Here is a 23,915-nt window from a genome sequence, read left to right on the forward strand (position 1 = left end):
GTCAGGCGGACTTCCGCTTGCTCGCGGCCGGCTTCTTCGCCGCCGCCGTCTTGGCCGCACCCGCCTTCGCCGCGGGCTTCTTCGCGGCCGGTGCCTTCGCCGCGGGCTCCTTCGTCGCTGTCGACGACGAGCCCGACTTCGCCGCGGCGCGCTTCGCCGGCGCCTTCGCGGCCGGCTTCCGCGCGGAGGAGCCCGACCCCGCATCCGCCTCCGACGACGACGCGGCGCCGCCCGAGGCATCCGAGCCCGCCTTCTTCTTCTCGACCGAGCGCTGCAGCGCCTCGAGCAGGTCGATGACCTCGCCGCCCTCCTCGTCGTCGGTCTCGCCGAAGGTCGCGGCCGTGTCGAGCGCGTCGCCCTGCTCGAGCTTGGCCTCGACGAGCGTGCGCAGCTGCTCCTGGTACTCGTCGACGTGGCTGTCGAGGTCGAAGTCGGCCTCGAGCTCGCGCACGATCGACTTCGCGAGGTCGAGCTCGCGCTTGCCGACCGTGACGTCGGCGTCGAGGCTCGCGAACTCGGCCGCCCGCACCTCGTCGGCCCAGCGCATCGTCTGCACGAGCAGCACGTCGTCGCGCACCCGCATCGTGGCGAGGCGCGTGCGCTGCCGCAGCGCCATGCGCACGATCGCGGTGCGCTCGGTGTCCTCGAGCACCTGCCGCAGCAGCACGTAGGCCTTCGGGCTCTTCGAGTCGGGCTCGAGGTAGTAGCTGCGGTCGAGCAGGATCGGGTCGATCTGCTCGTTGGGCACGAACTCGAGCACCTCGATCTCGCGGCTGCGCTCCGCGGGCAGCGCGGCGAAGTCGTCGTCGGTGAGCACGACGGTCTGCTCGCCGTCGTCGTAGGCCTTGTCGATGTGCTCGTAGGCGACCTTCTTGCCGCACACCTCGCACTTGCGCTCGTACCGGATGCGGCCGCCGTCGGCGTCGTGCACCTGATGGAGCTGCAGGTCGTGCTCCTCGGTCGCCGAGTACAGCTTCACGGGCACGTTCACCAGGCCGAAGGTGATGGAGCCCTTCCAGATCGCGCGCATGCAGACACTGTCGCCCACGGGGCTGGGAGGCGCCAGGGGCCCGTTTCCCAGGTTCGCGGCGCCGGCGGCGGTCGTCCTGGCGGCGCGCAGGCGCGTGCGGCATGATCCGGGGCATGACGGTCCTGCTGCCGCACCGGCGCACGCCCCGCACCTTCGGCGTCGAGGAGGAGGTCGTGCTGCTCGAGCCGGGCACGCTCGCGCCGGTCGACGTGGCCGATGCGGTGATCGAGGAGATCGCCGACCTGGATGCGTCGTACGGCTGGGTCGGGCACGAGTTCCTGCGCGCACAGCTCGAGTTCTCGTCGCCGGTGCTCGACGACGCGGCGGCGGCCGACCGGGTGGTGCGCGAGTGGCGGCGCGTGCTGGCCGGCGCCGCCGGGCGGCGCGGCCTCATCGCCGCGAGCATCGGCACCCCGCACGGTCCGGGCGTCTCGAGCGTCGCCGAGGGGGAGCGGTACGAGCGCTTCGTGGCGGAGCTCGGCGCCGTGCGCCCCGACCACAGCATCCAAGGGCTGCACGTGCACGTGGGCATCGCCTCCCGCGAGGAGGGCGTGCTGATCATGCGCGCGCTGCGGCCGTGGCTCGCGCCGCTCATCGCCCTCACCGCCAACTCGCCGTGCTTCGCCGGCCGCGACACCGGCTTCGCGAGCTGGCGCACGCTCGTCGGCCGCCGCTTCACGACCGCATCGGTGCCGCCCGACTTCGCCGACGCCGCCGACTACGAGCGCCGGATCGCGGCGCTCGTCGGGCTCGGCACGACCCTCGACAGCGGCGCGATCGCCTGGATGATGCGGCTCGCCGAGCGCTACCCGACGGTCGAGCTGCGCGTGTTCGACGCGCAGCTGAGCGCCGACGACACGATCGCGGCGGCGCTGCTCGCGCGCGCGCTCGTCGAGACGGCCGCCGCCGGGGCGCTGCCGCACGACCCGGCCGCCGCCCACGCCGAGCACCTCGACGCCGCGGTGTGGCACGCGGCCCGGCACGGCCTCGACGCGGGCCTCGTCGACCCGACCACCGCATCCGTCGCCCCCGCCTGGGACGTGATCGAGCGGATGCTCGAGGCCGCCTCGCCCGCGCTCGACGCGGCCGGGGACCGGGGCCGGGTCGAGTCGTTGCTGGAGCGCACGCGAGCCGCCGGCAACGGCGCCGCGCGGCAGCGCGCGGCGCTCGCGGAGGGGCTGCCGGCGCTCGAGCGGCTGCTGCGGACGAGCTTCGCCGGCTGAGGGCTTCCGCGGGCCGCGAGGCGGTGCCATCCTGCACCCGAGGGCCGTCCGGCGCGGACGGGCGGAGGGAGGCCGGCATGCGGACTCGGCGGATCGTCGCGGTGGTGCTCGGCGTGCTCGCGCTGCCGCTGCTCGTGCTCGGCCTCATCGACCCGCTCGAGGGCGGCCTCGCGCTGCTCGCCGCCGTCGCGCTGCTCGCGCTCGCCCGCGTGCTCTCGGGCGAGCCGGTGCCGCGGCTGCTGTGGATCCCGATCGTCGTGGCGCTCGCGCTCGGCGTGCTGCTCCTCGCGGCACTGGCCCTCGTGCCGCCGCCCGCCGAGGTCGACGGCTCGGTCGGCAACCCGCTCGGCGGTGGCGCGGCCGCGGGGGTGTGGGTGTACCGCGCGGCGGTGCTCGTCGCGATCGCGGGCGGCGTGGTCTACGCCGTGCGCATCGTGCGGGCGGCGCGCCCGTCGGTCGCGCGAGCGGCGGCATGACCGGCGCGCAGCGCGCCGAGGGGCCGCGTCACCCCGCGGGCCGCAGGTGCTCGCGCAGGAACGCGACCGTCGACGTCCAGGCCGCGGCCGACGCATCCGCGTCGTAGCGCTCCGGCACCTGCGCGTTCTGGAACCCGTGCACCGCGCCCGCGTAGTGGCGGATCTCGACGTCGTCGAAGCCCTCCGCCTCGAGCCGCTCGCGGTACGCCTCGGGCGCCTCGCGGCCGCTCCAGTCGTCGTGCTCGGCGAGCTGGAAGAGCGCCGGCACGCGGGGACCCGTCGCCGTGCTGTGCGCGGCGGCGCCGTAGTAGGCGACGACCGCGTCGATCGAGCCCTGCGCGGCGTAGGCGAGCGCGATGCCCGCGCCCATCGAGAAGCCCACGATCGCGGCCCGCTCGCTGCCCAGCGCCCTCGCCTCGCCGATCGCCTCGCTGACGATGTGCAGGGCGCCGGGCAGGTCGGCGCGCCGCTCGCGCAGCAGCGCGTCGGCCTCGTCGTCGTCGGTGGTCGACCATCCGTCGTAGAGGTCGAGCACCGCGACGCGGAAGCCCTCGTCGGCCAGCCGCGCGCCGAAGTCGTCGATCCAGGGCAGGCGTCCGTTCCAGTCGTGCGCGAGCGCGACCACGGGGTCGCCCTCCGCGCCGTGCCAGCGGGTCGCGGTGTCGTCGGTCGTCTCGATCGCCATGGTGCTCCTTCGCTCGCGGGCCACGCTAGCCGACGCGGCCGAGCGCCCCTCAGGCCGCGTCGACCGGGCGCAGCCGCCCGGTGAGCGCGTACTCGGCGGCCTCGATCGCGCCGTAGTCGCGGCCGCGCTCCTCCCCGGCGCGCAGGCGCGCGGCGTCGCCCCGCTCGGCCAGCTCGTCGAGGTAGCGGGTGTGGAAGACGAACTCGGGCGCGTCGAAGACGGCGGTGCGCCGCCGGATCGCCGCCGCCGCCCCCGCCAGCACCCCGGCGCGCTCCTCGTCGTCGCGGAGCGCCGCGATCGCGGCGAGCCCCTCGAGCCCGTACGCGATGCCCTCCTCGTGCCGCAGCGCCACCGAGTCGGCGGTGGCCGTGAGCAGCAGCTGCTCGGCCTCCTCGATGCGGCCGCCGAACAGGTGCATGCGCGCGAGGTGGTGCATCGCCACCGTCGCCGCGAACCGGTCGCCGCTGCCGGCCGCCGCCGCGATCGCGCGGCTCGAGCGCTCGGTGGCCGACGCCAGGTCGCCCGCGAGCGCGTCGATGCGGGCGAGCGCGACGAGCGCGAGGCTCTCGCCCCAGCCGGCGCCCAGGGCGCGGAAGCGCCGCGCGCCCTCCTCGAGCCAGACGCTCGCGCGCGGCAGGTCGTGGTCGGCGGTGGTGATCTCGGCGAAGCCGGCGGTGGCGATGCACATGGCTGCTCCCAGCGCATCCCCCTCGCCCTCGAACGCGTCGGCGGCGGCGAGCAGGGAGGTCGGGATGTCGTGGGAGGGTGCCGCCCACATGTCGCGCCAGCCGACGAAGAAGGCCGCGATCGCCCGGGTGCGCGGCGGCAGCGGCCGGGCCGCGCTCGCCACCGCCTCCTCCATCCAGTGCGCCACCTCGGTCAGGTGCGCGCCCATCCACCAGTAGAGGAAGAGCCGCCACGCGACGTCGGCGGCGGTCTCGGCATCGCCCGCCCGCGTCAGGTGGCGCACGGCCGTGCGCAGGTTGCCGCGCTCCAGGTTGAGCCTGCCCACCGCATCCATCTGGTCGCTGAACCCCAGGCCGCGGCCCTCGCGCCGGGCGAGCGCCGCGTAGACGGCTGCGTGCGCGTCGCGCGCGGCGTCCTCCTCGCCCGCCGCCTGCAGCTGCTCGACGCCGTGCTCGCGCACCGTCGCGAGCATCGAGAAGACCGCCTGGCCGTCGACGTCGTCCTGCTCGAGCAGCGAGCTGTCGACGAGCGTCTCGAGCGCGGCGTAGACGTCGACGTCCCAGCCGCGCGCCTCGGCGAGCGCCTCGATCGACTCGAGCGAGAAGCCGGGCGAGCAGACCGACAGGTCGCGCAGCATGCGCCGCTCCGGCTCGGCGAGCAGCCCCGTCGACCACTCGATCGTCGAGCGCAGCGTGCGCTGCCGCGGCGGCAGGTCGCGCGACGCGTCGACGAGCAGCGGCAGCTGCCGGTCGAGCCGCTGCAGCATCGCCGCCGGCGTGAGCACGCGGATGCGGGCTGCCGCGAGCTCGATCGCGAGCGGCAGGCCCTCGAGCACCCGGCAGATGCCGACGATCGCGCCGATCGTGGCGGGCGTCGCCTCGAAGTCGGGCTTGACGGCGTGGGCGCGCTCGATGAGCAGCTCGACGGCGGGCGACGTGCTCGCGCGCACGATCGAGTCGGGGGAGGCCGGGTCGTGGGTCGCGAGCGGCGGCACCTCGAACGCGCGCTCGCCGCGCACCCGCAGCAGCGCGCGGCTCGTGACGAGGAAGGATGCGTCGGGCGCGACGGTGAAGAGGCGCACGAGGATCGGTGCGGCCGCGAGCAGCTGCTCGAAGTTGTCGAGCACGATGAGCATCCGCCTGCCCTCGAGCGCGATCGCGAGGCGCTGCTCGAGCGGCTGCTCGCCGGTGTCGCGCACGCCGATCGCGGCGCCGATCGTCGGCAGCAGCAGCTCGGGCTCCAGCACGTTCTCGAGCGCCACGAACGCCATGCCGTCGGGGAAGCGGTCGCCGGCGGCCTGCGCGACCGCGATCGCGAGCCGGCTCTTGCCGATGCCGCCGGGGCCGAGCAGCGTCACGAGCCGGTTGCTGCGGTCGTCGAGCAGCGCGAGCACGTCGGCGAGTTCGCGCTCGCGGCCGATGAGCCGCGTGTAGGGGGAGGGGATGCGCGCGGCGAGCAGGTCGACGGAGGTCGCCGCGGGCGCCGGGCCGGCGCGCGACGCGTCGAACCGCTCCGCCAGCAGCGTCGCGAGGTCGGCGGCGACGAGCGACGCGAGGTCGTCGGGGGTCGAGAAGGCCTTGTAGGAGGCGGTGTCGTCGCGCTCGATGCGGGCGATGAGCGCGGCGAGCCGCGGCTCCCGCTCGGGGTCGTCGCGCAGGTAGATGAGCCGCGGCATCGCCGGCGGTGCGAGGCGGTACTCGTCCTCGAGGCCAGAGACCTCCTCGCCGGGCGCGACCCAGCCGTAGCGCTCGCCGTAGATGCCGACGAAGACGTCGCTCTGCTCGAGGTAGGCGCGGTAGAGGTCGCGCGGCGGGTGGGGGCGGGCGCCGAGCTCGAACATCACCGGCGCGAGCTGCAGCCGCTCGATCGCGGCGCGGACGGCGCGGCGCTCGGGCTCGAGCTCGCGCAGCGTCGACGAGACGAAGACGCGCAGCCGCTGGTCGGGGGTGCGGATGCCGCTGCCGCGGCCGGGCGCGCCGGTCACCACTGCGCCAGGGCCGGCGCGATGCGGTCGCGCTCCTCGTCGGGCAGGGCGATCGCGATCGCCTCGGCCACCGTCAGCTCGGCGCCGCGCCGCTCGCCCGCCGCGACCGCAGCCGGGTCGGCCTCCCGCATGGCGTCGAGCTGCGGCGTGTGCACGGTGAACGCCTCCGCGTCGAACACGCCGATGCGCTGCCGGATCGCATCGGCCGCCGCCGCGAGCATCCCCGCCCGCTCGCCGTCGCCGCGCGCGGCCGCGACGGCGCAGAGCCCCTCGAGCCCGTAGGCGATGCCCTCCTCGAAGTGCAGGCGGATGGAGACGAGCAGCGTGCGCACGCAGCCGGCCTCGGCGGCGTCGACCTCGCCGCGCACGAGCTGCAGCCGTGCCTGGTGGTTGCCGGCGACCGAGAGGGTGAAGAGGTCGCCGCTCGCCTCGGCGACCTCGGTGGCGCGGTCGAAGCGCGCCTGCGCGTCGTCGGTGCGGCCGTGCAGCCACGCGAGCCTGCCGCGCGAGACCTCGGTGATGGCCTCGGCCCATGCGTTGCCCAGCTCGTGCAGCTCCTCGACCGCCTCGGCGAGCTCGCGCTCGGCGGTGGCGAGGTCGGGCAGCGGCAGCTGCAGCCGCGCGGTCGCGCGCGCGGCGGTCGCCATCGCGGCGGCGTCGCGGTCGCCGCTCTCGCCGAAGAGCCGCACGCACTCGCCGAGGCCGGCGACGACCTCCTCCGTCGGCCGCTGCCACAGCTCGCTCCAGAGGGCGAAGAACCAGGCGACGGCACGCGTGTGCGGCGTGATCGGCTGGTCCTTGCCGAGCAGCTCGAGCATCCACACCCGCACCTCGCCGAAGAAGCCGGCGATCCACCAGTAGACGAGCAGCCGCCAGGCGAAGTCGCCGGCGTCGTCGAGCCGCCCGATGTGCACGAGGTGCCGCACGGCCGCGCGCAGGTTGGGTAGCTCCATCCCGAGCTCGACGACCGCGTCGCCCTGCCCCGCGCCGCGCAGGCCCGGCGCGACGCGCGCGACGAGGGCGCTGTAGTGGTCGGCGTGGGCCGCGCGCATCCGGCCGGCCTCGCCGTGCTCCCGCAGCCGCCCGAGCGCGTACTCGCGCACGACCGCGAGCAGCGACAGCACCGGGCGCCCGCCGATCTCCGTCTGCTTCACGAGCGAGCCGTCGACGAGGGCGGCGATGCCGTCGAGCGCCTGCCCATCCCACGCGCGGCCGGCGCCGAGCGCCTCGACCGCCTCGAGCGAGAACTGGCGGGCGAAGACGCCGAGGTCCTCGAGCAGCGCCCGCTGCTCGTCGGGCAGCAGGCTCACGCTCCACTCGATCGCCGCGCGCATCGTGCGGTGGCGCTCGGGCACGTCGCGGGCGGCGGCGGTCAGCAGCGGCAGGCTCTGCTCGAGCCGCTGCGCGATCGCCTGCGGCGTGAGCACGCGCATCTTGGCCGCGGCGAGCTCGATCGCGAGCGGCATGCCGTCGAGCGCGCGGCAGATGTCGGCGACGGCCGCGGCGTTCTCGTCGGTCAGCGCGAAGCCGGGCTTCACCGCCTGCGCGCGGTCGACGAAGAGCGCGACGGCGGCCGAGCGCATCGCCCGCTCCCCGCCCCGCGCGGCCTCGTCGGGCACCGGCAGCGCGCCCACCTCGTAGACGCGCTCGCCGCGGATGCGCAGCACCGTGCGGCTGGTGACGAGGAACGCGGCGTCGGGGGCGACGTCGAACAGGCGCACGAGCAGCGGCGCGGCCTCGACGATCTGCTCGAAGTTGTCGAGCACGAGCAGCGTGCGCCGGCCCGCGAGGGCGCGCGCGATGCGCTCCTCGAGCGCCGCCTCGCCGTTGTCGCGGATGCCGAGCACGTACGCGATCGTCGGCAGCAGCAGCCCGGGCTCGAAGACGCCCTCGAGCGGCAGGAAGTAGCGGCCGTCCGGGAAGAGGTCGGCGCTCGCCTGCGCGATCTCGATCGCGAGCCGGCTCTTGCCGATGCCGCCGGGGCCGACGAGGCTGATGAGCCGATCGCCGCGGCGCTCGAGCAGCGCCCGCACCTCGGCGATCTCCCGCTCCCGCCCGATGGTGGTCGTGTACGGCACGGGGATGCGCGAGGCGGGCGTGGGCGGGATCTCCTCCGGCCCGCCGTCGTCGGCGGGCATGCGCGACTCGTCGAAGCGCTCGGCCAGCAGCGTGGCGAGGTCGCTCGAGACCTGCTCCTCGAGCTGCTCGGCCGTCTCGAACGGCAGGTACGCGGCGGTGTCGTCGGCCTGGATGCGCGCGATGAGCTCGGCGAGCCGCGGGTCGCGCTGCCCGGCCGCGCGCACGTAGATGAGCTTCGGCATCTCGGGCGGCGCGAGCCGGTACTCGTCCTCGAGCCCCGAGATCGACTCCTCGGGCGCCACCCAGCCGTAGCTGTCGCCGTAGATGCCGACGAAGACGTCGCTCTGCGCGAGGTAGGAGCGGTAGAGCGCGCGCGGCGGGTGCGGGCGGGCGCCGAGCTCGAACATGACGGGGGCCAGGCGCATGCGCTCGATCGCGGCGCGCACCGCACGGCGCTCGTCGGCGAGCTCGCGCAGGGTCGAGCTGACGAACACCCGGATCCGCTGATCGGGCGTGCGGATCACGGGCCGGGGGCGGCCGGTCATGGCCACATCCTCGCGTGCGGCGTCCCGCACGGCAACAGTGTTGCCGAATCATGCTCGGGCGCTGAGCATGGGCTGCGGTGCTCTACCGTTGCACCATGGTCGATGGTGCAGGGGCGCGCGAGATCGCGTCGGATGCGGTGGATGCGGCTGCCCGCGCCGCCGGCAAGGCGAAGGGCGTCGCGGCGAAGGCCGAGGACCACCGCGCGGCGGGATGGGTCGAGGGCGCCGGACAGGTCGCCAACGGCATCGTGCACTTCATCATCGGCGCGATCGCGCTCGGCGTCGCGTTCGGCGACGCCGGCTCGGCCGACCAGTCGGGTGCGATGCAGGCGATCGAGCAGACGCCGCTCGGCGCCGTGGGGCTGTGGGCTGTCGGCATCGCCCTCATGGGCCTCGCGCTGCACTCCGCGGTGAGCGCGCTCGCCGCATCGCGCCGCGACTGGAAGGACGCCGCGAAGTCGGCGGGCCGCGCCGTCGCGTACGCCGCCATCGGCGCCACCGCCCTCGTCTACGCGATGGGCGGCAGCTCCGACAGCGAGGAGAGCACCGAGTCGCTCTCGGCCGACCTCATGGCGAACCCGTTCGGGCTCGTGCTCGTCGGAGCGATCGGGCTCGCGATCGTCGGCGTCGGCGCCTACTTCGTCGTCAAGGGCGTGCGCAAGAAGTTCCTCGAGGACGTCGCGCCCCCGGCCCGCTGGCGACGGCTCGTCGAGCGCCTCGGCACGGCCGGCTACGTCGCGAAGGGCGTCGCCGTCGTGGTCGTGGGCGCGCTGTTCGTCGTCGCCGCGCTGCAGGACGATCCCGAGGAGACCGGCGGCCTCGACGGGGCGCTGCAGTCGCTCACCACGGTGCCCGGCGGCGTCGTCGCGCTCGTCGGCATCGCCGTGGGCCTGATGCTCTACGGCATCTACTGCTTCGCCCGCGGCGCCTGGTCGCGCTGAGCGCCCGTGGCTGACGGGGAGCGCTCCCGCGCGGCGCTCTCGGAGGCGGCGGATGCGGCGGGCCGTGCCGCGCGCAAGGCCCAGCGGGCGGCCGCGCAGGCCGAGGAGCACCGCGCCACCTCCTGGGTGGAGGCGGTCGGCCAGTCGGCCAACGGCATCGTGCACATGATCATCGGCGGCATCGCGCTCGGCGTCGCCGCCGGCGCCGGCGGCGCGGCCGACCAGTCGGGGGCGATGGCCGCGCTCCAGCAGACAGTGATCGGCGGGCTCGCGCTGTGGGTCGTCGGCCTCGCGCTCGTCGGGCTCGCGCTGCACGCCTTCGTCGTGGCGGTGGCCGAGTCGCGCCGCAACCGCCGCGACGCGTTCCGGGCCGCCGGCCGCGGCATCGGCCACGCCGTGGTGGGGGCCACGGCGCTCGTGTTCGCGCTCGGCGGCAGGATCGACGGCGAGCAGACCACCGAGGACTTCTCGGCCGCGGTGCTCGCCGGCCCAGTCGGGCCCTGGCTGATCGGCGCCGCCGGGCTCGTGATCGCGGGCGTCGGCGTCGCCTTCGTGGTGCGCGGCGTGCGCCGGAAGTTCTTCGAGGACGTCGCCCCGCCGCGCCGCTTCCGCCGCGTCGTCGAGGTGCTCGGAGCCCCGGGCTTCGTCGCGAAGGGCATCGCGGTGCTCATCGTCGGCGTGCTCTTCGTCTTCGCCGCGGTGCGCGACGACCCGCAGGAGGCGGGCGGCCTCGACGGCGCCCTGCAGTCGCTGACGACCGTGCCGGGAGGCGTGATCGCGCTCGTCGCGATCGCGGTGGGCCTCATCGTCTACGGCGTCTACCTGTTCGGCCGCGGCATCTGGGCGCGCTGACGGCAGGCGTCGGCCGTGCGCTGCGGGCCCGGGACCGCTACTTGGCGCGACCGCGACGCGGGTGGGGCAGGATCGGGTTGCGCAGCCGCGCGAGCCGCTTCGCGACCTCCATCGGCGGCATCGACCCGCGCTCGTGGGGCGGCAGCTCGTCGAGCGTCGGCTGCGGCCCGCGCTCGAGCCCCCACTCGGAGCCCTCGCCGGCGTCCTCCGGCGCCTCGGGCACGTGGGGGGAGTGCTCGCCGTGCCCGCGCAGCCGCGCGTCGAGCGCGGTGAGGTCGGTGCCGCTCGCCTGCAGGTCGCGGCCCATCGTGCGCAGCACGCGCACGGTCGTCTCGTAGTCCTCGTCCGAGACGCCCGCCTCGACGCGGCGGGCGACCTCCTCGTCGCCGAGCGAGCGCCGCGCGCGCTCGACGGCGGCGGCCGCGAGCTCGACCCAGTCCTCGAGCCTGCGATTGCGGTGCACGGCCATGGCGACCTCCTGGCTTCCATCGTCCTCCTGTCTGCTGTGAACCGCACCCGCGCATCCGCTCAGGAACGCGCGAGCGATACCCTCGGCGTCGTGCTGCTCAGCGATCGCGACATCCGCGCCCGGCTCGCGTCGGGCGACCTCGGCCTCGAGCCGCTCGACCTGGCGATGGTGCAGCCGTCGAGCGTCGACGTGCGGCTCGACCGCGGCTTCCGGCTGTTCGACAACCACAAGTACCCGTTCATCGATCCGGCCGAGGATCAGCCCGACCTCACGCGGCTCGTCGAGGTGGGCGCCGACGAGGCGTTCATCCTGCACCCGGGCGAGTTCGTGCTCGGCGCCACCTACGAGCGGGTCACGCTGCCGGCCGACGTCGCGGCGCGGCTCGAGGGCAAGTCGTCGCTCGGGCGCCTCGGGCTGCTGACGCACTCGACCGCCGGCTTCATCGACCCGGGCTTCTCGGGGCACGTGACGCTCGAGCTGTCGAACGTCTCGACGCTGCCGATCAAGCTCTGGCCGGGCATGAAGATCGGGCAGGTCTGCTACTTCCAGCTCAGCTCGCCCTCCGAGACGCCCTACGGGCAGGGCGGCAACCTCAACCGCTACCAGGGGCAGCGCGGGCCGACGGCGTCGCGCTCGTTCCAGTCGTTCCACCGCACGGTGATCGACGCGCCCACCGGCGACTGAGGCGGCGCCGGTGGCCGGGCCGCTGCGCGTCGAGCACGACATCGAGGTCGGGCGGTGGCTGCAGGCGGCGCTGCACCCGCTCGACAGCACCGTCGCCGGCACCATGCCGCCGGTGTTCGAGGCGTACGCGCGCGTCCTGCACCCGGCGATGCTGTCCGTGGCGACCGACCGGACGGATGCGCATGGGTGCCAGGTGCATGAGACGCGCGAGATCACCTGGCGCGAGGCTCGGTCGCTGATCAACGATCGCCTCGCCGCGCCGCAGCCCTGGACGTCGTGGCTCGCTCGCTTCGGCGAGGACCAGATCGATCTCGGCGGCGGCTCCTGGGTCGGCTCGCCGGAGCTCGGCGACATCCCGCTGCCGACCCTCACGACGCTGACCGAGCTGCTGCTCGACGAGCACGGCGACGCCGAGGTGCTCGTCGCCGTCTGGGAGGGGAGCGGGCTCGACCCCTCGAGCACCAGCACCTTCTGGCCCATCGACCCGTCGCTCGCGTCCTCCGAGCGCTTGCGCCGCCACCGCGAGGCGGAGGCGGCGCATCGCGAGCTGGCCTGGGCGGCGATCGACCCCGCCGTGCGCGCCGCGATGGAGCAGCAGCGCCTGCTCGGCCTGCCGCGCGAGCGGCAGGGCCGCGGGCACGTGCTGCTGCGCGGCCGGCTCGCCGCCTTCGCCGACCCGGCGTGGGTCGAGACGGCGGGGCTCGGCTGGAGGGAGGGCGACTGGGTCGACCGCGGCCGCACGCCGAACGCTGTCTGGCCGGCCGAGCCGCACGGCGCGCCGGCATGGATGGTCGCCACCGACCTCGACCTCGACGTGACCTTCGTCGGCGGCAGTGCGCACCTCGTCGGGCGCGTGCTCGCGCATCCGCCGCTCGAGGCCGAGCGGACGCGCCCCGAGGATCCGCTCGTCTGACGCTCGCGTCGCGGGCGCTCAGGCTGCCGCGCCGTCGCCGGCGGCGGTTCAGCCGCCGAGCGGCGTGAGGGTCCCGCTCGCGGGATCCCAGTGACGCATGCCGACGGCGCGCGCGTCGATCGGCTCGCCGAGCAGCGCGAGGGCCGTCGGCACGTCGGCGAGCCGCAGCCGGCGCGCGAGCGTCACGTGCGGCGCCCAGCGGCCGGCGCGGAAGTGCGCGACGTCGTCCGCAGGACCCGCCGCCTCGACGACCGCCGACTGCAGCGCGAGCAGGGCGGCGCTCGGCACGATCGCGCGGGCGAGCACCCGGCGCTCGCCGACGCCGAGCAGCATCGGCTCGCCCAGCACGAGCGGCAGCGGCAGCGGCAGGCGCGCGAGCGGCAGGCGCGCGGGCAGGCCGGGCCGCGCGAGCAGGGTGATGTGCGGGCGGTTGCTCGGCGCGTCGTGCCGGGCGAGGCTCGACAGGCCCGCGTCCGCGAGCGCGTGCCACTCGTCGCGCACGCGCGCCTCGGCAGCCTCGTCGAGCAGCAGCTCGACGCTCGACATCCGCGCCTCCATGCCGACAGCCTGCCCGAGCCGCGCTGTGCGCGGCGCGGACCCGGCGCATGGCGAGGCGCACCGGGGCGGTCGATGCTCCCGGTGCGCCTCGCGTCGGTGGGGCGCGGGGATCAGCGCATCGTCGGCGCGTGGATGAGGTGCAGGCGCAGGGCGAGCCCGGTCGTGTGCGTGCGCGCGGCGATGCGCGTCATGACGATCTCGCGGTGCTTGGGCGCGAGCTCGGCGCGCTCCTGCATCTCCATGCGGTGCTCGGCGAGGCGCCGCGCCTGCAGCGTGCGCTCGGCCGCGACCGATTGTGCGAGGTGGATGTCGAGCTGTCCCATGGTCGTCGCTCCTGCGTCGGGCCCGTGCGGCTGCGACGGGCTCGAGCACGACACTGCTCGCTAAGGCGGTCCGACCGGATCGTGCAGATGCCCTATCTTCGGCGCGCGGCCGAGGCCGCGGCGGCGGCCGAGCCCGAGGCGCCCGCGCGCGGAGCCGCCCCCAGCAGCTGCGCGGCGCGCGCCGCGGCCTCGCTGCGGGTGCGGGCGCCGAGCTTGCGCAGGATCGCCGACACGTGCACGCTCGCGGTCTTGACGCTGATGAACAGCCGCTCGCCGATCTGCCGGTTCGTGAGGCCGTGCGCGACGAGCTCGAGCACCTGCAGCTCGCGGCGCGTGAGGCCGTGCTGCGGGTCGAGCGCGGCGTCGGGGGCGGATGCGCTGCGCCGGCGCTCGAGGCCGGCCCGGGTGGCGAGGTCGTCGGCGAGGCGCGCCGCGCGGCGCAGGTCGCAGCGCTCGGCGAGCGCCGCGAGCTCGACGAGCGCCGCGGATGCGGCAGCGCGGTCGCCGGCCGCGAGGTGCGCGTCGGCGAGCCGGTGCAGCGCATGCGTGCGCAGCCGCACGGGCAGGGCGGCGCGATGCGCGGCGTCGCGCCAGGCCTCGGCGTCGTCGCCGGCGAGCGCGGCCTCGAGGATCGCGCGCCAGTCGTCGGCGATCGGCCACACCGCGACCGCTTCGAGCGCGGCGCGCAGGCGTGCTGCCGCCGACTCGTGGATGCCGCCCGGCGGGGGAGCGGCAGTGCGGCGCAGCTCGTCGAGCACGACGCCGCCCGTCGCGATGAGCGCGAAGGCGGGGCCAGGCCGCAGCGGCGGGCCCGTCCAGAGGTGCTCGACCTCGGCCCACGCCGCGGCCGCGTCGCCGTCGGCGAGCGCGAGCTCCGCCGCGAGCCGCGCGAAGGCGAGGTCGTCGTCGGCGTCGTTCGCGCGCGCGTCGTCGATCGCGTCCTGCGCCTGCCGGTGCGCGGCGGCCGCGCCGGCGAGGTCGTCGCGCAGCAGTCGCAGCTCGACGTCGATTGCCGCGCTGAACGCCTCGATCGCGGGCTCGGGCCGCGCGGCCCGCACGCGGCCGAGGATCGCCTCGGCCTCGCCCAGCGCGCCGACCGCGACGGCGGCGCCGGCACCGATGAGCGCCACGGCGCATCCCCACCCCCGCTCCATGCCGACGGTGCGCGAGAACTCGTGGCCGCCGATCGCGAGGTCGTGCGCCTCGTCGTAGCGGCCCAGCTGGTGCAGCAGCATGGCGAGCTGCTCGTCGTGGCGCAATCGCGCGCTCGGATCGGCGCCCGAGAGGGCGAGCGCCTCGGCCATGCCGGCGAGGCTCTCCTCGACCTCGCCGGTGAGCGCGCGCACGCTGCTGAGGTTGGTGAGTGCGCGCGCGAGCTCGAAGCGAGCCTTCGCGGCGATCGCCGGGTCGCGGGTGGTGGCGAGCAACGCTCGGGCGTCGGCCGCCGCGCGCTCGAGCGTCGCCCGTGCGCCGGGCTCGCGGTGCAGCGCCTCGGTGATGCCGAGCCCGCAGAGCACCCGCACCCGGATCGCGCGGCCCTCCTCGTCGTCGTCCTCCGGCAGCAGCGCGAGTGCCTGCCGGCAGAGGTCGAGCCCGCCGGGGAGCCCGCTCGAGTGGCGCACGATCATCGACTCGTGCAGCAGCAGGGCGCGTCCGTGGCGGTCGTCGGCGGGCACCTCGGCGAGCGCCTCGTCGAGCATCGTCACGGCCCTCGCGTCGCCGGCCTCGTCGTAGGCGGAGCCCACCGCGAGGAACAGCTGCCAGCGGGCGCAGCCGGCGCGCTCGGCCGCATCGGGCACCGCCGGCCACAGCGCGAGGGCGCGCTCGCCGAGGGTCGCGGCGCTCATGGGCGCGCCCGCCGCCTGCGCCTCGCGCGACGCGGCGATGAGCGGGGCGAGCGCGCGGCGCGGCTCGTGCGCCTCGAGCCAGTGGTGCGCGACCTCGGCGGCGCGGCCGGCGCCGCCGGTGTGCTCGAGCGCCTCGGCGTAGCGGGCGTGGATGCGGCGGCGCTCGCCCGGCAGCAGCTCGTCGTGCACCGCCTCGTGGGCGAGCGCGTGCCGGAAGCGGTAGGCGGTGCCGTCGGCGGTGAGCACGTGCGCCGCGATCGCCTCGCGCATCGCCGCGTCGAGCCGCTCAGGGTCGCCGCGGTGCACCTGCTCGAGCAGGTCGTGCTCGACGCGCATGCCGCCCGCGGCGAGCGTGCGCAGCAGCCCCTGCGTCGCCGCGCGCAGCCGCGCGTAGCGGGCGAGCACGACGTCGCGGAGCGTCGCGGGCATGGGAGGTCCGCGGTCGGGGCCGAGGCCGAGCAGCTCCTCGACGTAGAAGGGGATGCCGTCGCTGCGCTCGACGAGCGCCGCGAGCGCGTCGGGGTCGAGGGCTTCGCCGCGGATGAGCCGGGCCTGCTCGGCGATCTCGGCCGGGGTGAGGCGCGAGAGCTCGATGCGGGCGACCCGGCGCGCGCGGTCGACCTCGACGAGGAACGCCGGCAGCGGCCCGGCGCGATCGATGTCGTCGGTGCGGTAGCTGAGCACGACGAGCACGCGGCCGCGGCGGAGCGTGTGCAGCAGGTTGCGCAGCAGGTCGAGGGTCGGCAGGTCGGCCCAGTGCACGTCCTCGACGACGACTGCGAGCGGAGCGGTCGCCGAGAGGTGCTCGAGCAGCAGGCTCACCGCGTCGTGCAGCTGCTCCTGGCTGATCTCGGGCGCGGCCCCCTCGGCGAGCTCGGGCAGCACCGCCGGCAGCAGCCGGCCGATCGGGCCGTCAGCGGCGAGCAGCGCGTCGGCGCCGAACGTCACGACGAGGTCGCGCAGCACGCCCCGCAGCGGCGCGAAGGGCGCCGGCAGCGAGCCGAGCGCGACGCACTGGCCGCGGGCGATCACGACGTCGTCGAGCCCGGCCGCGAAGTCGGCGAGCAGCCGCGACTTGCCGATGCCCGCCTCGCCCGCGATCACGACCCCGTGGGGTGTGCCATCGAGGCTCGCCGCCATCGCCTGCCGGAGCGCCGCCAGCTCGCGGCCGCGTCCGACCGCGGTCGCGCTCGTCGCCGGCGACAGCATGGTCCAGCGTCCCACCGCTCCGCCCCGGTGAAGCAGATCCTCGGGGGCCGCTGTCGACCTCCTGAGTCCGGCGGCCTGGCCGCGTGCGCGCTTCCGGTACCGAATCGCGGGTCCCGGCTCCGCGCATCCGCGATTCCGTACCGGAACCGCGACGACCTGCCGCACGACGCAGGTCCCTCAGGCGGCGACGCCCCGCCGCGCGAGGGCCGAGCGCACCCGCGCGACCAGGCCCGCGCCGCCGTGCCGCAGGTCGGCCTTCGTCGCGCGGATCACGATCCAGCCGAGCGACTCGAGCAGCTCCTGGCGACGGATGTCCTTGGCCCACTGGGCGGGATCCGTCAGGTGGTGCTCGCCCTCGTACTCGACGGCGATGAGCCACTCGGGGTAGGCGAGGTCGATCACCGCTCGCAGCTCGCCGTCGACCCGGACCTCGTGCTGCACGGTCGGCTCCGGCAGCCCGGCGGCGACGATCGCCAGCCGGGACCGCGTCTCGGGCGGCGAGTCGACGCCTGCCCGCACGTCGGCGAGCGCGACGCGGAACGCCCCTCGGCCGTGCACGCCGCGGCAGCGATCAGCGAACGCGGCGAGCTGCTCCACCGACGCGAAGGGGCGCTGCGGCACGCGGAGCCCGGGGTAGTGCTCCGACGGCGTGATGAGCGCGTCGAGCAGCACGACGAGGTCGGCGTGCGGGGTCTCTCGAGCCATCGACATGACGGCCGCCGCCGGCCAGAGCGTGCGCAGACCCTCGAGCTCGCCGGGCACGAGCCGTCTCGGATCGAACCTGCGCACCCGCGTGCCCTTGGCGCGCGTCGCTGTCGCCCCGACGGGGACGCCGACGACGAGCGGCTCGTCGGCGCGCCACGGGTGGGCGACCGGCAGACCCCACAGCCGTGCGGCCGTGACGCCTGCGAAGGCATGGGTCGGCGCCATGCGCGACGCGAACGCCGTGGCGAGTGCGCGCACGTCGGCCGGCTGCTCCCGCATGCGCACGCCGTGGCGCGGCGCGACGAGGTCGCCCGCGCGCAGGCGCTTGCGCGAGACGCCGAGTCGCAGTGCCTCCGCCGTCGTGAAGGTGCTGCCGAGCGGCTCGGGCAGGGGCTCGGGGGCGACCATGCGCGCATCCTGCGCCTCCCCGCTCGGCCCCGGCGCGCATCCGTTCCACGCCTGTGGAGAGCGGCGAGCGGTGCCCCAGATCCGGCTCGAGCGATCTGCGCCACCACCTGGCCCCCCAGCCGCGGGTCCGGAGGGCCGATCGGTGCCGCAGATCGCCCACGACGGATGCGCGCGCGTGGTCAGCGCGTCAGGCGGCCGGCTTCGAGGACGCCTCGCGCTCCGCGCCCTCGAGCACCGTCGGGCGCGGGTGCACGGGCAGCACGAGCAGCAGTCCCGCGATGAGCACGAGCACGATGCCGAGGATGCCGAAGCGCGTGTCGCCCGTGAGCGAGACGAACACCGCGAACAGCGTCGGCGCGAGGAACGACACCGCGCGCCCGGTCGTCGCGTAGAGGCCGAACATCTCGCCCTCGCGCCCCTCGGGCGTGATGCGGGCCATGAACGAGCGCGACGCCGACTGCACGGGCCCCACGAAGGTCGACAGCGCGAGCCCGAACACCCAGAACATCGCCTTGCCCTCGACGAAGAGCACCGCGAGGCCCGAGAGCGACAGCACGACGAGCGAGACGACGATCACGATCTTGGGGCCGAAGCGGTCGTCGGCCCAGCCGCCCACGAAGGTGCCGGCGCCGGCGGTGACGTTGGCGGCGATGGCGAAGAGGATGACCTCGGTCGCGCTGAAGCCGAACACCGACGACGCGATGATGGCGCCGAAGGTGAACACGCCCGAGAGCCCGTCGCGGAAGACGGCCGAGGCGGCGAGGAACAGCAGCGTCTTGGGCGCGGTGCGCGCGATGCGGCGGATCGTGCGGAAGAGGATGCGGTACGACTCGACGATGCCGACCTTGGGGGGCGCGGCGCCGGTCGGGGGCAGCTCGGGCACCTTGAGCAGCAGCGGCAGCGCGAAGACGAGGAACCACACGGCGCTCGTCAGCACCGCGAGGCGCACGTCGAGCGCGCCGCCCTCGCGGCCGTTCGGCACCGCGAGCACGCCGCCCGCGTCGGGCGAGGCGAGCGGGAAGATGAACAGCACGAGCAGGAGCCCCAGCAGCACGATGCCGCCCACGTAGCCCATGCCCCAGCCGTAGCCCGAGGTGCGCCCGAGCGCCGCCTTCGTCGACACCTGGTGCAGCATCGCGTTGTAGTTGACCGACGCGAACTCGAAGAAGAGGTTGCCGGCCGCGAGCAGCGCCGCGCCGAGCCACAGGTACTCGGGCACGGGGGTCACGAAGAACATCCCCACCATGGCGAGGATCGTCACGCCGGTGTTGACCGCCACCCACAGCTTGCGGCGACCGCCGCCATCCGACCGCTGGCCGATGACGGGCGCCAGGAGCGCGACGAGCAGGCCCGCGATCGCGACCGCCCACGCGACGACCGAGGCGTTGTCGGCGAGCGCGCGGGTCAGCTCGGGCGAGCCGCCCTCGCCGGCGGCCTCGACGATCGCCGGGTCGACGAAGAGGTCGGATGCGATGTACCGGCTGAAGACGAAGGTCGTCACGACGGCGTTGAACGACGCCGAGCCCCAGTCCCACAGCGCCCACGCGGTGGCGCGGCGCCCGAGCTCGCGCCGCGTGACGGGCGCGACCCCGATCTGCGACGGCTGCACGACGTCGTCGGGCGATCCCTTCGCGGCGCCGCCGGAGACGGGGGCGGATGCGGCGGGCGGCTCGTGAGGGACGCTCATGGCATGAGCGTAGGGCCGCGGGGCGCGCGCCGGCCGCAGCCGCGGTGGCGCGCGGGTGTCGCGGCGCCCGCGCGGTGCCAGAATGCGGTCGTGGAGATCACGCAGACGCTGCTGCCCGGGGTCGGGATGCGCTACGACATGAGGACGACGAAGGGCGTGCCGCTCTCGATCGTCGTGCACCGCGAGGGGCAGGCCGACCTGTGCGTGCTGAGCCGCGAGGACCCGGACGACGTGCGCCTCGAGCTGTCGCTCAACGAGGACGAGGTGGATGCGCTCGCCGAGCTCCTGGGCGCGGCCCGGATCGCGGAGGGCATGCTCGACGTGACGCGCGAGATCCCCGGCCTCGAGTCGGCGCGGCTCGCGATCGAGCCCGGCTCGCCCTTCGCGGGGCACCCGCTCGGCAGCACGAAGGCGCGCACCCTCACGGGCTGCTCGATCGTCGCGATCGTGCGCGGCGACGACGTGCTCGCGGCGCCCGGCCCTGAGGAGCCGCTCGCCGCCGGCGACACGCTCGTGGTGGTCGGCTCGGCGACGGGCATCGATCAGCTGCGGGTCAGGCTGCAGCCGGTCTGACCATGCACGACGTCGCCGCCCTCCTGCTCGAGCTGGGCGCCGTCGTGCTCGGGGTGTCGCTGCTGGGGCTCGTGGCGCACCGCATCGGCATCTCGCCCGTGCCGCTCATGCTCGTCGCGGGCGTCGGGCTCGGCTCGGGCGGGCTCGTCGACATCACGCACGCGGAGCCGTTCATCGGCCCGGCGGCGGAGATCGGCGTGCTGCTGCTGCTGCTCATGCTGGGGCTCGAGTTCACCGCGGAGGAGCTCGCGCAGTCGCTCGCCCGGCACGGGCGCTCGGGGCTGGCGGACTTCGCGCTCAACGCGGGCGCGGGCTTCCTCATCGGCCTGGCGATCGGGATGCCGCTGCCGGCGTGCCTCGCGCTCGCCGGCATCACGTGGGTCTCGTCGTCGGGCATCGTGGCGCGGCTGCTCGCCGACCTCGGCCGCCTCGGCAACCGCGAGACGCCGGCGGTGCTGTCGATCCTCGTGATCGAGGACATCGCGATGGCGATCTTCCTGCCGGTGCTCATCGCGGTGCTCACGGGCGCCGAGTGGTGGCAGGCGCTCGGCGCGGTGGCGCTCGCGGTGGGCGCGGTCACGACCATCCTCTTCGCCTCGCGCCGCGCGTCGGTGCCGCTCGGCCGGCTGCTGAGCCACCCGAGCGACGAGCAGGTGCTGCTGCGGCTGCTCGGCATCACGCTGCTCGTCGCCGGCCTCACGCAGCTGCTCGGCGCCTCCGCCGCGGTGGGCGCGTTCCTCGTCGGCATCGCGGTGCCGCCGTCGCTCGCCGTGCGGGCGCGGAGCATCCTGGGGCCGCTGCGCGACCTGTTCGCGGCGATCTTCTTCTTCTCCTTCGGCCTGCCGATCGTGCCCGCCGAGCTGCTGCCGGTGCTGCCGGCGGCGCTGCTGCTCGCGGTCGTCACGACGTCCACGAAGCTCGGCACCGGCTGGCTCGCGGCGGCCCGCGACGGCGTGCAGCGGCGCGGCCGGCTGCGCGCGGGCGCGGCGCTCGTGCCGCGCGGCGAGTTCTCGATCGTGATCGCGGCGCTCGCCGTGGGCGCGGGCTACCCGGAGGTGGGTGCGCTCGCCGCCTGCTACGTGCTGCTCACGGCGATCGGCGGGCCGCTGCTCGCGCGCTGGATCGTGCCGTCGCCCCGCGCGGCGCTCGCATAGCCGCATCCGTCGACCCTCCCTGGGAATGCGCCCAGAAACTTGACACGACCCGACTCAAGGTGGAAAAGTTGAGCCATCGCGACTCAAGTCAGCGCCCGCCCGGGCGCGGTCGCAGCCGGGATTCCGGGAGACGAGCCCACCGCCAGGTCATGGGGGGATGACGGTGGGCCGGTCTGCCGGAATCAGGCACGAGCGCAGCGCGAGCTGCGAACAGGAGGCAGACACCATGGCACGAGCAGTCGGCATCGACCTCGGCACCACCAACTCCGTCGTCGCGTTCCTCGACGGCGGCGAGCCCACGGTCATCGCGAACGCCGAGGGCTTCCGCACGACCCCCTCGGTCGTCGCGTTCGTCAAGGAGGGCGAGACGCTCGTCGGCGAGCCGGCCAAGCGCCAGGCCGTCACGAACGTCGACCGCACCATCTCGTCGGTCAAGCGCCACATGGGCACCGACTGGAAGCAGGAGATCGACGGCAAGCAGTACACGCCGCAGGAGATCTCGGCCCGCATCCTCGGCAAGCTCAAGCGCGACGCCGAGACGTACCTCGGCGAGAAGGTGACCGACGCGGTCATCACCGTCCCCGCGTACTTCAACGACGCCGAGCGCCAGGCCACGAAGGAGGCCGGCGAGATCTCCGGCCTCAACGTGCTGCGCATCATCAACGAGCCCACCGCGGCCGCGCTCGCCTACGGCCTCGACAAGGGCAAGGAGGACGAGCTCATCCTCGTCTTCGACCTCGGCGGCGGCACCTTCGACGTCTCCCTCCTCGAGGTGGGCAAGGACGACGACTTCTCCACCATCCAGGTGCGCTCGACCGCGGGCGACAACCGCCTCGGCGGCGACGACTGGGACGACCGGATCGTCGAGTGGCTCAAGCAGCGCTTCAAGGACCAGACCGGCGTCGACGTCTCGAACGACAAGATCGCCATGCGCCGCCTCAAGGAGGCCGCCGAGCAGGCCAAGAAGGAGCTCTCCTCGTCGTCGAACACGAGCATCCAGCTCCCGTACTTCTCGCTCACCGAGAACGGCCCCGCCAACCTCGAGGAGTCGCTGACGCGCGCCCAGTTCGAGAACATGACGAAGGACCTGCTCGAGCGCACCCGCAAGCCCTTCGAGGACGTCATCCGCGAGGCCGGCATCAAGGTCGACGACATCGCGCACGTCGTGCTCGTCGGCGGCTCGACCCGCATGCCCGCCGTCACGGAGCTCGTCAAGCAGCTCACCGGCGGCAAGGAGCCCAACAAGGGCGTCAACCCGGATGAGGTCGTCGCCGTGGGCGCTGCCCTCCAGGCCGGCGTGCTGAAGGGCGAGCGCAAGGACGTGCTGCTCATCGACGTCACCCCGCTCTCGCTCGGCATCGAGACCAAGGGCGGCATGATGACGAAGCTCATCGAGCGCAACACCGCCATCCCGACGAAGCGCTCCGAGACGTTCACGACCGCCGAGGACAACCAGCCCTCGGTCGCCATCCAGGTCTTCCAGGGCGAGCGCGACTTCACCCGCGACAACAAGCCGCTCGGCACGTTCGAGCTCACCGGCATCGCGCCGGCGCCCCGCGGCGTGCCGCAGGTCGAGGTGACCTTCGACATCGACGCGAACGGCATCGTGCACGTGTCCGCCAAGGACAAGGGCACCGGCAAGGAGCAGTCGATGACGATCACCGGCGGCTCGAGCCTCTCGAAGGAGGACATCGAGCGCATGGTGAAGGACGCCGAGGAGCACGCGGCGGCCGACCACGCCCGTCGCGAGGCCGCCGAGATGCGCAACACCGGCGAGACCCTCGTCTACTCGGTCGAGAAGGTGCTGACCGACAACGGCGAGCAGCTGCCCGACGACGTGAAGACCGAGGTGCAGGCCGATGTGGATGCGGTGAAGTCGGCCCTCGCGGGCGACGACGACGAGGCGGTCAAGACGTCGGTCGAGAAGCTGCAGCAGTCGCAGTCGAAGCTCGGCGAGGCGATCTACCAGCAGCAGGCGCAGGGCGAGCAGCCCGGCGCGGGTGCTGAGGAGCCGCAGGCCGGTGCGTCGTCGGAGGACGACGACGTGGTCGACGCCGAGGTCGTCGACGACGAGGACGAGAAGAAGTAGCCGTGGCCGAGCACGAGGAGTTCCCGGTGCCCGGCGCCGACGACGAGGGCCGCGACGCGGCATCGCCCGAGGGCCAGGACGAGCCGAAGGTCACCGACCCTTCGACAGGCTCAGGGCAGGCCGACGGGTCTGGCGACCCGTCGCGGAAGATCGACCCGGAGACGGGCGAGCCCCGCGAGGCGGCCTCGGGCGATGCCCCGGCGGCGGAGGGCGGCGAGCCCGTCCCCGCCGCCGCGGGCGCGCCCGACGCGGGCGCCGCATCCGACGACTTGAGCGACGAGGACCGCGCCCTGCTCGAGGGCGAGGCCGCGGCGATCGAGGCGGAGCGGGCCGCGTTCGAGGCGAAGTCGGCGCAGCAGCTCGACGAGCTGCAGCGCCTGCGCGCCGAGTTCGTCAACTACCGCAACCGCACCGAGCGCGACCGCGCGGGCGACCGCGACGCGACCACGGCATCCGTCATCAGGACGATGCTGCCGGCGCTCGACGACCTCGACCTCGCCGAGAAGCACGGCGACCTGGCCGAGGGGCCGCTGGCGATCGTCGCGCAGAAGCTGCGCGCGTCGTTCGACCAGCTCGGCGTCGTGCGGCTGGGCGAGGTCGGCGAGGCGTTCGACATCGACAAGCACGAGGCCGTCGCCCAGCTGCCGAACCCGGAGGTGACCGAGATGGTCGTCGCCGACGTCGTGCAGGCGGGCTACCGCATCGGCGACCGGATGCTGCGCGCCGCCAAGGTCGCGGTGTTCGTCCCGGCAGAGTGAGGCACGCACCCGAGCAGGGCCCGGAGCCGAGGGAGG

General features: G+C 75.0%; 20 protein-coding genes. 10 read left to right on the forward strand and 10 right to left on the reverse strand.

What is annotated here, in order from left to right:
* Position 1 precedes the first annotated feature (1 nt).
* A complete protein-coding gene (locus J2X49_RS05600; RefSeq protein ID WP_310123536.1) occupies positions 2 to 1,030 on the reverse strand; it encodes a Ku protein in 1,029 nt (342 codons plus the stop codon).
* 113 nt (positions 1,031 to 1,143) lie between these two features.
* Between J2X49_RS05600 and J2X49_RS05605 the strand changes: the two genes are divergently transcribed.
* On the forward strand, positions 1,144 to 2,253 hold the full coding sequence (locus J2X49_RS05605) for a YbdK family carboxylate-amine ligase (RefSeq protein WP_310123539.1): 1,110 nt from the start codon (positions 1,144 to 1,146) through the stop codon (positions 2,251 to 2,253).
* Between the two features lie 77 nt (positions 2,254 to 2,330).
* Complete coding sequence (locus tag J2X49_RS05610) at positions 2,331 to 2,729, forward strand: hypothetical protein (protein ID WP_310123542.1); 399 nt, start codon at positions 2,331 to 2,333, stop codon at positions 2,727 to 2,729.
* A gap of 28 nt (positions 2,730 to 2,757) precedes the next feature.
* Here J2X49_RS05610 and J2X49_RS05615 read toward each other — a convergent pair whose 3' ends face one another.
* Genes J2X49_RS05615 through J2X49_RS05625 form a run of 3 tightly spaced genes read right to left on the reverse strand, consistent with a single transcriptional unit; the run spans position 2,758 to position 8,709 of the window.
* Positions 2,758 to 3,414, reverse strand: a complete 657-nt coding sequence (locus tag J2X49_RS05615) for an alpha/beta fold hydrolase (protein ID WP_310123545.1) — start codon at positions 3,412 to 3,414, stop codon at positions 2,758 to 2,760.
* 49 nt (positions 3,415 to 3,463) lie between these two features.
* On the reverse strand, positions 3,464 to 6,085 hold the full coding sequence (locus J2X49_RS05620) for a DUF4062 domain-containing protein (RefSeq protein WP_310123548.1): 2,622 nt from the start codon (positions 6,083 to 6,085) through the stop codon (positions 3,464 to 3,466).
* Positions 6,082 to 8,709 (reverse strand): DUF4062 domain-containing protein, encoded by a 2,628-nt coding sequence (locus J2X49_RS05625; RefSeq protein ID WP_310123551.1) that lies wholly within the window; start codon positions 8,707 to 8,709, stop codon positions 6,082 to 6,084. Before J2X49_RS05625 ends, J2X49_RS05620 begins: the two co-directional genes overlap by 4 nt.
* 95 nt (positions 8,710 to 8,804) lie before the next feature.
* Between J2X49_RS05625 and J2X49_RS05630 the strand changes: the two genes are divergently transcribed.
* Positions 8,805 to 9,650, forward strand: coding sequence for a DUF1206 domain-containing protein (locus J2X49_RS05630; protein WP_310123554.1), 846 nt, complete (start codon positions 8,805 to 8,807; stop codon positions 9,648 to 9,650).
* 6 nt (positions 9,651 to 9,656) lie between these two features.
* Entirely contained in the window at positions 9,657 to 10,502 is an 846-nt protein-coding gene (locus tag J2X49_RS05635; RefSeq protein ID WP_310123557.1) for a DUF1206 domain-containing protein, read from the forward strand.
* A 37-nt stretch (positions 10,503 to 10,539) separates the two neighbouring features.
* Here J2X49_RS05635 and J2X49_RS05640 read toward each other — a convergent pair whose 3' ends face one another.
* Positions 10,540 to 10,971: a hypothetical protein gene (locus J2X49_RS05640; protein ID WP_310123560.1), complete on the reverse strand. Its 432-nt coding sequence runs from the start codon at positions 10,969 to 10,971 to the stop codon at positions 10,540 to 10,542.
* Positions 10,972 to 11,061: 90 nt separating this feature from the next.
* On the opposite strand from J2X49_RS05640, the gene dcd reads away from it, so the two are divergent.
* Positions 11,062 to 11,655, forward strand: a complete 594-nt coding sequence (gene dcd / locus J2X49_RS05645) for a dCTP deaminase (protein ID WP_310123563.1) — start codon at positions 11,062 to 11,064, stop codon at positions 11,653 to 11,655.
* A gap of 10 nt (positions 11,656 to 11,665) precedes the next feature.
* Complete coding sequence (locus tag J2X49_RS05650; protein ID WP_310123567.1) at positions 11,666 to 12,568, forward strand: hypothetical protein; 903 nt, start codon at positions 11,666 to 11,668, stop codon at positions 12,566 to 12,568.
* A 48-nt stretch (positions 12,569 to 12,616) separates the two neighbouring features.
* On the opposite strand, the gene J2X49_RS05655 is transcribed toward J2X49_RS05650, so the two are convergent.
* The 5 genes from J2X49_RS05655 to J2X49_RS05675 form a co-directional block, all read right to left on the reverse strand.
* Positions 12,617 to 13,126: a 2'-5' RNA ligase family protein gene (locus J2X49_RS05655; protein WP_310123570.1), complete on the reverse strand. Its 510-nt coding sequence runs from the start codon at positions 13,124 to 13,126 to the stop codon at positions 12,617 to 12,619.
* Between the two features lie 110 nt (positions 13,127 to 13,236).
* A complete protein-coding gene (locus J2X49_RS05660; protein ID WP_310123573.1) occupies positions 13,237 to 13,449 on the reverse strand; it encodes a hypothetical protein in 213 nt (70 codons plus the stop codon).
* A 92-nt stretch (positions 13,450 to 13,541) separates the two neighbouring features.
* On the reverse strand, positions 13,542 to 16,520 hold the full coding sequence (locus J2X49_RS05665) for an AAA family ATPase (RefSeq protein ID WP_310123575.1): 2,979 nt from the start codon (positions 16,518 to 16,520) through the stop codon (positions 13,542 to 13,544).
* Between the two features lie 162 nt (positions 16,521 to 16,682).
* Complete coding sequence (locus tag J2X49_RS05670) at positions 16,683 to 17,618, reverse strand: hypothetical protein (RefSeq protein ID WP_310123578.1); 936 nt, start codon at positions 17,616 to 17,618, stop codon at positions 16,683 to 16,685.
* Positions 17,619 to 17,805: 187 nt separating this feature from the next.
* Positions 17,806 to 19,305 (reverse strand): MFS transporter, encoded by a 1,500-nt coding sequence (locus J2X49_RS05675; protein WP_310123580.1) that lies wholly within the window; start codon positions 19,303 to 19,305, stop codon positions 17,806 to 17,808.
* A 90-nt stretch (positions 19,306 to 19,395) separates the two neighbouring features.
* Here J2X49_RS05675 and J2X49_RS05680 point away from each other — a divergent pair, with 90 nt between their 5' ends.
* From J2X49_RS05680 to J2X49_RS05695, 4 genes are all read left to right on the forward strand, one after another.
* Complete coding sequence (locus J2X49_RS05680) at positions 19,396 to 19,878, forward strand: cation:proton antiporter regulatory subunit (protein WP_128188943.1); 483 nt, start codon at positions 19,396 to 19,398, stop codon at positions 19,876 to 19,878.
* A gap of 2 nt (positions 19,879 to 19,880) precedes the next feature.
* Positions 19,881 to 21,032 (forward strand): cation:proton antiporter, encoded by a 1,152-nt coding sequence (locus tag J2X49_RS05685; RefSeq protein ID WP_310123583.1) that lies wholly within the window; start codon positions 19,881 to 19,883, stop codon positions 21,030 to 21,032.
* Between the two features lie 226 nt (positions 21,033 to 21,258).
* The gene (dnaK, locus tag J2X49_RS05690; RefSeq protein ID WP_128188941.1) at positions 21,259 to 23,121 is read left to right on the forward strand and encodes a molecular chaperone DnaK; all 1,863 of its coding nucleotides are present in this window, start codon (positions 21,259 to 21,261) and stop codon (positions 23,119 to 23,121) included.
* Positions 23,122 to 23,123: 2 nt separating this feature from the next.
* Positions 23,124 to 23,879 (forward strand): nucleotide exchange factor GrpE, encoded by a 756-nt coding sequence (locus J2X49_RS05695; protein ID WP_310123588.1) that lies wholly within the window; start codon positions 23,124 to 23,126, stop codon positions 23,877 to 23,879.
* Positions 23,880 to 23,915: the final 36 nt, after the last annotated feature.

It is taken from the genome of Agrococcus sp. BE272 (assembly GCF_031457935.1).
Taxonomy (GTDB): domain Bacteria; phylum Actinomycetota; class Actinomycetes; order Actinomycetales; family Microbacteriaceae; genus Agrococcus; species Agrococcus sediminis.

Excerpts from the sequence above, each read along its gene's own strand:
- J2X49_RS05640 (WP_310123560.1), bottom strand. The coding sequence starts at position 10,971 with ATGGCCGTGCACCGCAATCGCAGGCTCGAGGACTGGGTCGAGCTCGCG.
- J2X49_RS05605 (WP_310123539.1), top strand. The coding sequence starts at position 1,144 with ATGACGGTCCTGCTGCCGCACCGGCGCACGCCCCGCACCTTCGGCGTC.
- J2X49_RS05600 (WP_310123536.1), bottom strand. The coding sequence starts at position 1,030 with ATGCGCGCGATCTGGAAGGGCTCCATCACCTTCGGCCTGGTGAACGTG.
- J2X49_RS05655 (WP_310123570.1), bottom strand. The coding sequence starts at position 13,126 with ATGGAGGCGCGGATGTCGAGCGTCGAGCTGCTGCTCGACGAGGCTGCC.
- J2X49_RS05610 (WP_310123542.1), top strand. The coding sequence starts at position 2,331 with ATGCGGACTCGGCGGATCGTCGCGGTGGTGCTCGGCGTGCTCGCGCTG.
- J2X49_RS05675 (WP_310123580.1), bottom strand. The coding sequence starts at position 19,305 with ATGAGCGTCCCTCACGAGCCGCCCGCCGCATCCGCCCCCGTCTCCGGC.
- J2X49_RS05630 (WP_310123554.1), top strand. The coding sequence starts at position 8,805 with ATGGTCGATGGTGCAGGGGCGCGCGAGATCGCGTCGGATGCGGTGGAT.
- J2X49_RS05625 (WP_310123551.1), bottom strand. The coding sequence starts at position 8,709 with ATGACCGGCCGCCCCCGGCCCGTGATCCGCACGCCCGATCAGCGGATC.
- dnaK (WP_128188941.1), top strand. The coding sequence starts at position 21,259 with ATGGCACGAGCAGTCGGCATCGACCTCGGCACCACCAACTCCGTCGTC.
- J2X49_RS05685 (WP_310123583.1), top strand. The coding sequence starts at position 19,881 with ATGCACGACGTCGCCGCCCTCCTGCTCGAGCTGGGCGCCGTCGTGCTC.
- J2X49_RS05660 (WP_310123573.1), bottom strand. The coding sequence starts at position 13,449 with ATGGGACAGCTCGACATCCACCTCGCACAATCGGTCGCGGCCGAGCGC.
- J2X49_RS05615 (WP_310123545.1), bottom strand. The coding sequence starts at position 3,414 with ATGGCGATCGAGACGACCGACGACACCGCGACCCGCTGGCACGGCGCG.
- J2X49_RS05670 (WP_310123578.1), bottom strand. The coding sequence starts at position 17,618 with ATGGTCGCCCCCGAGCCCCTGCCCGAGCCGCTCGGCAGCACCTTCACG.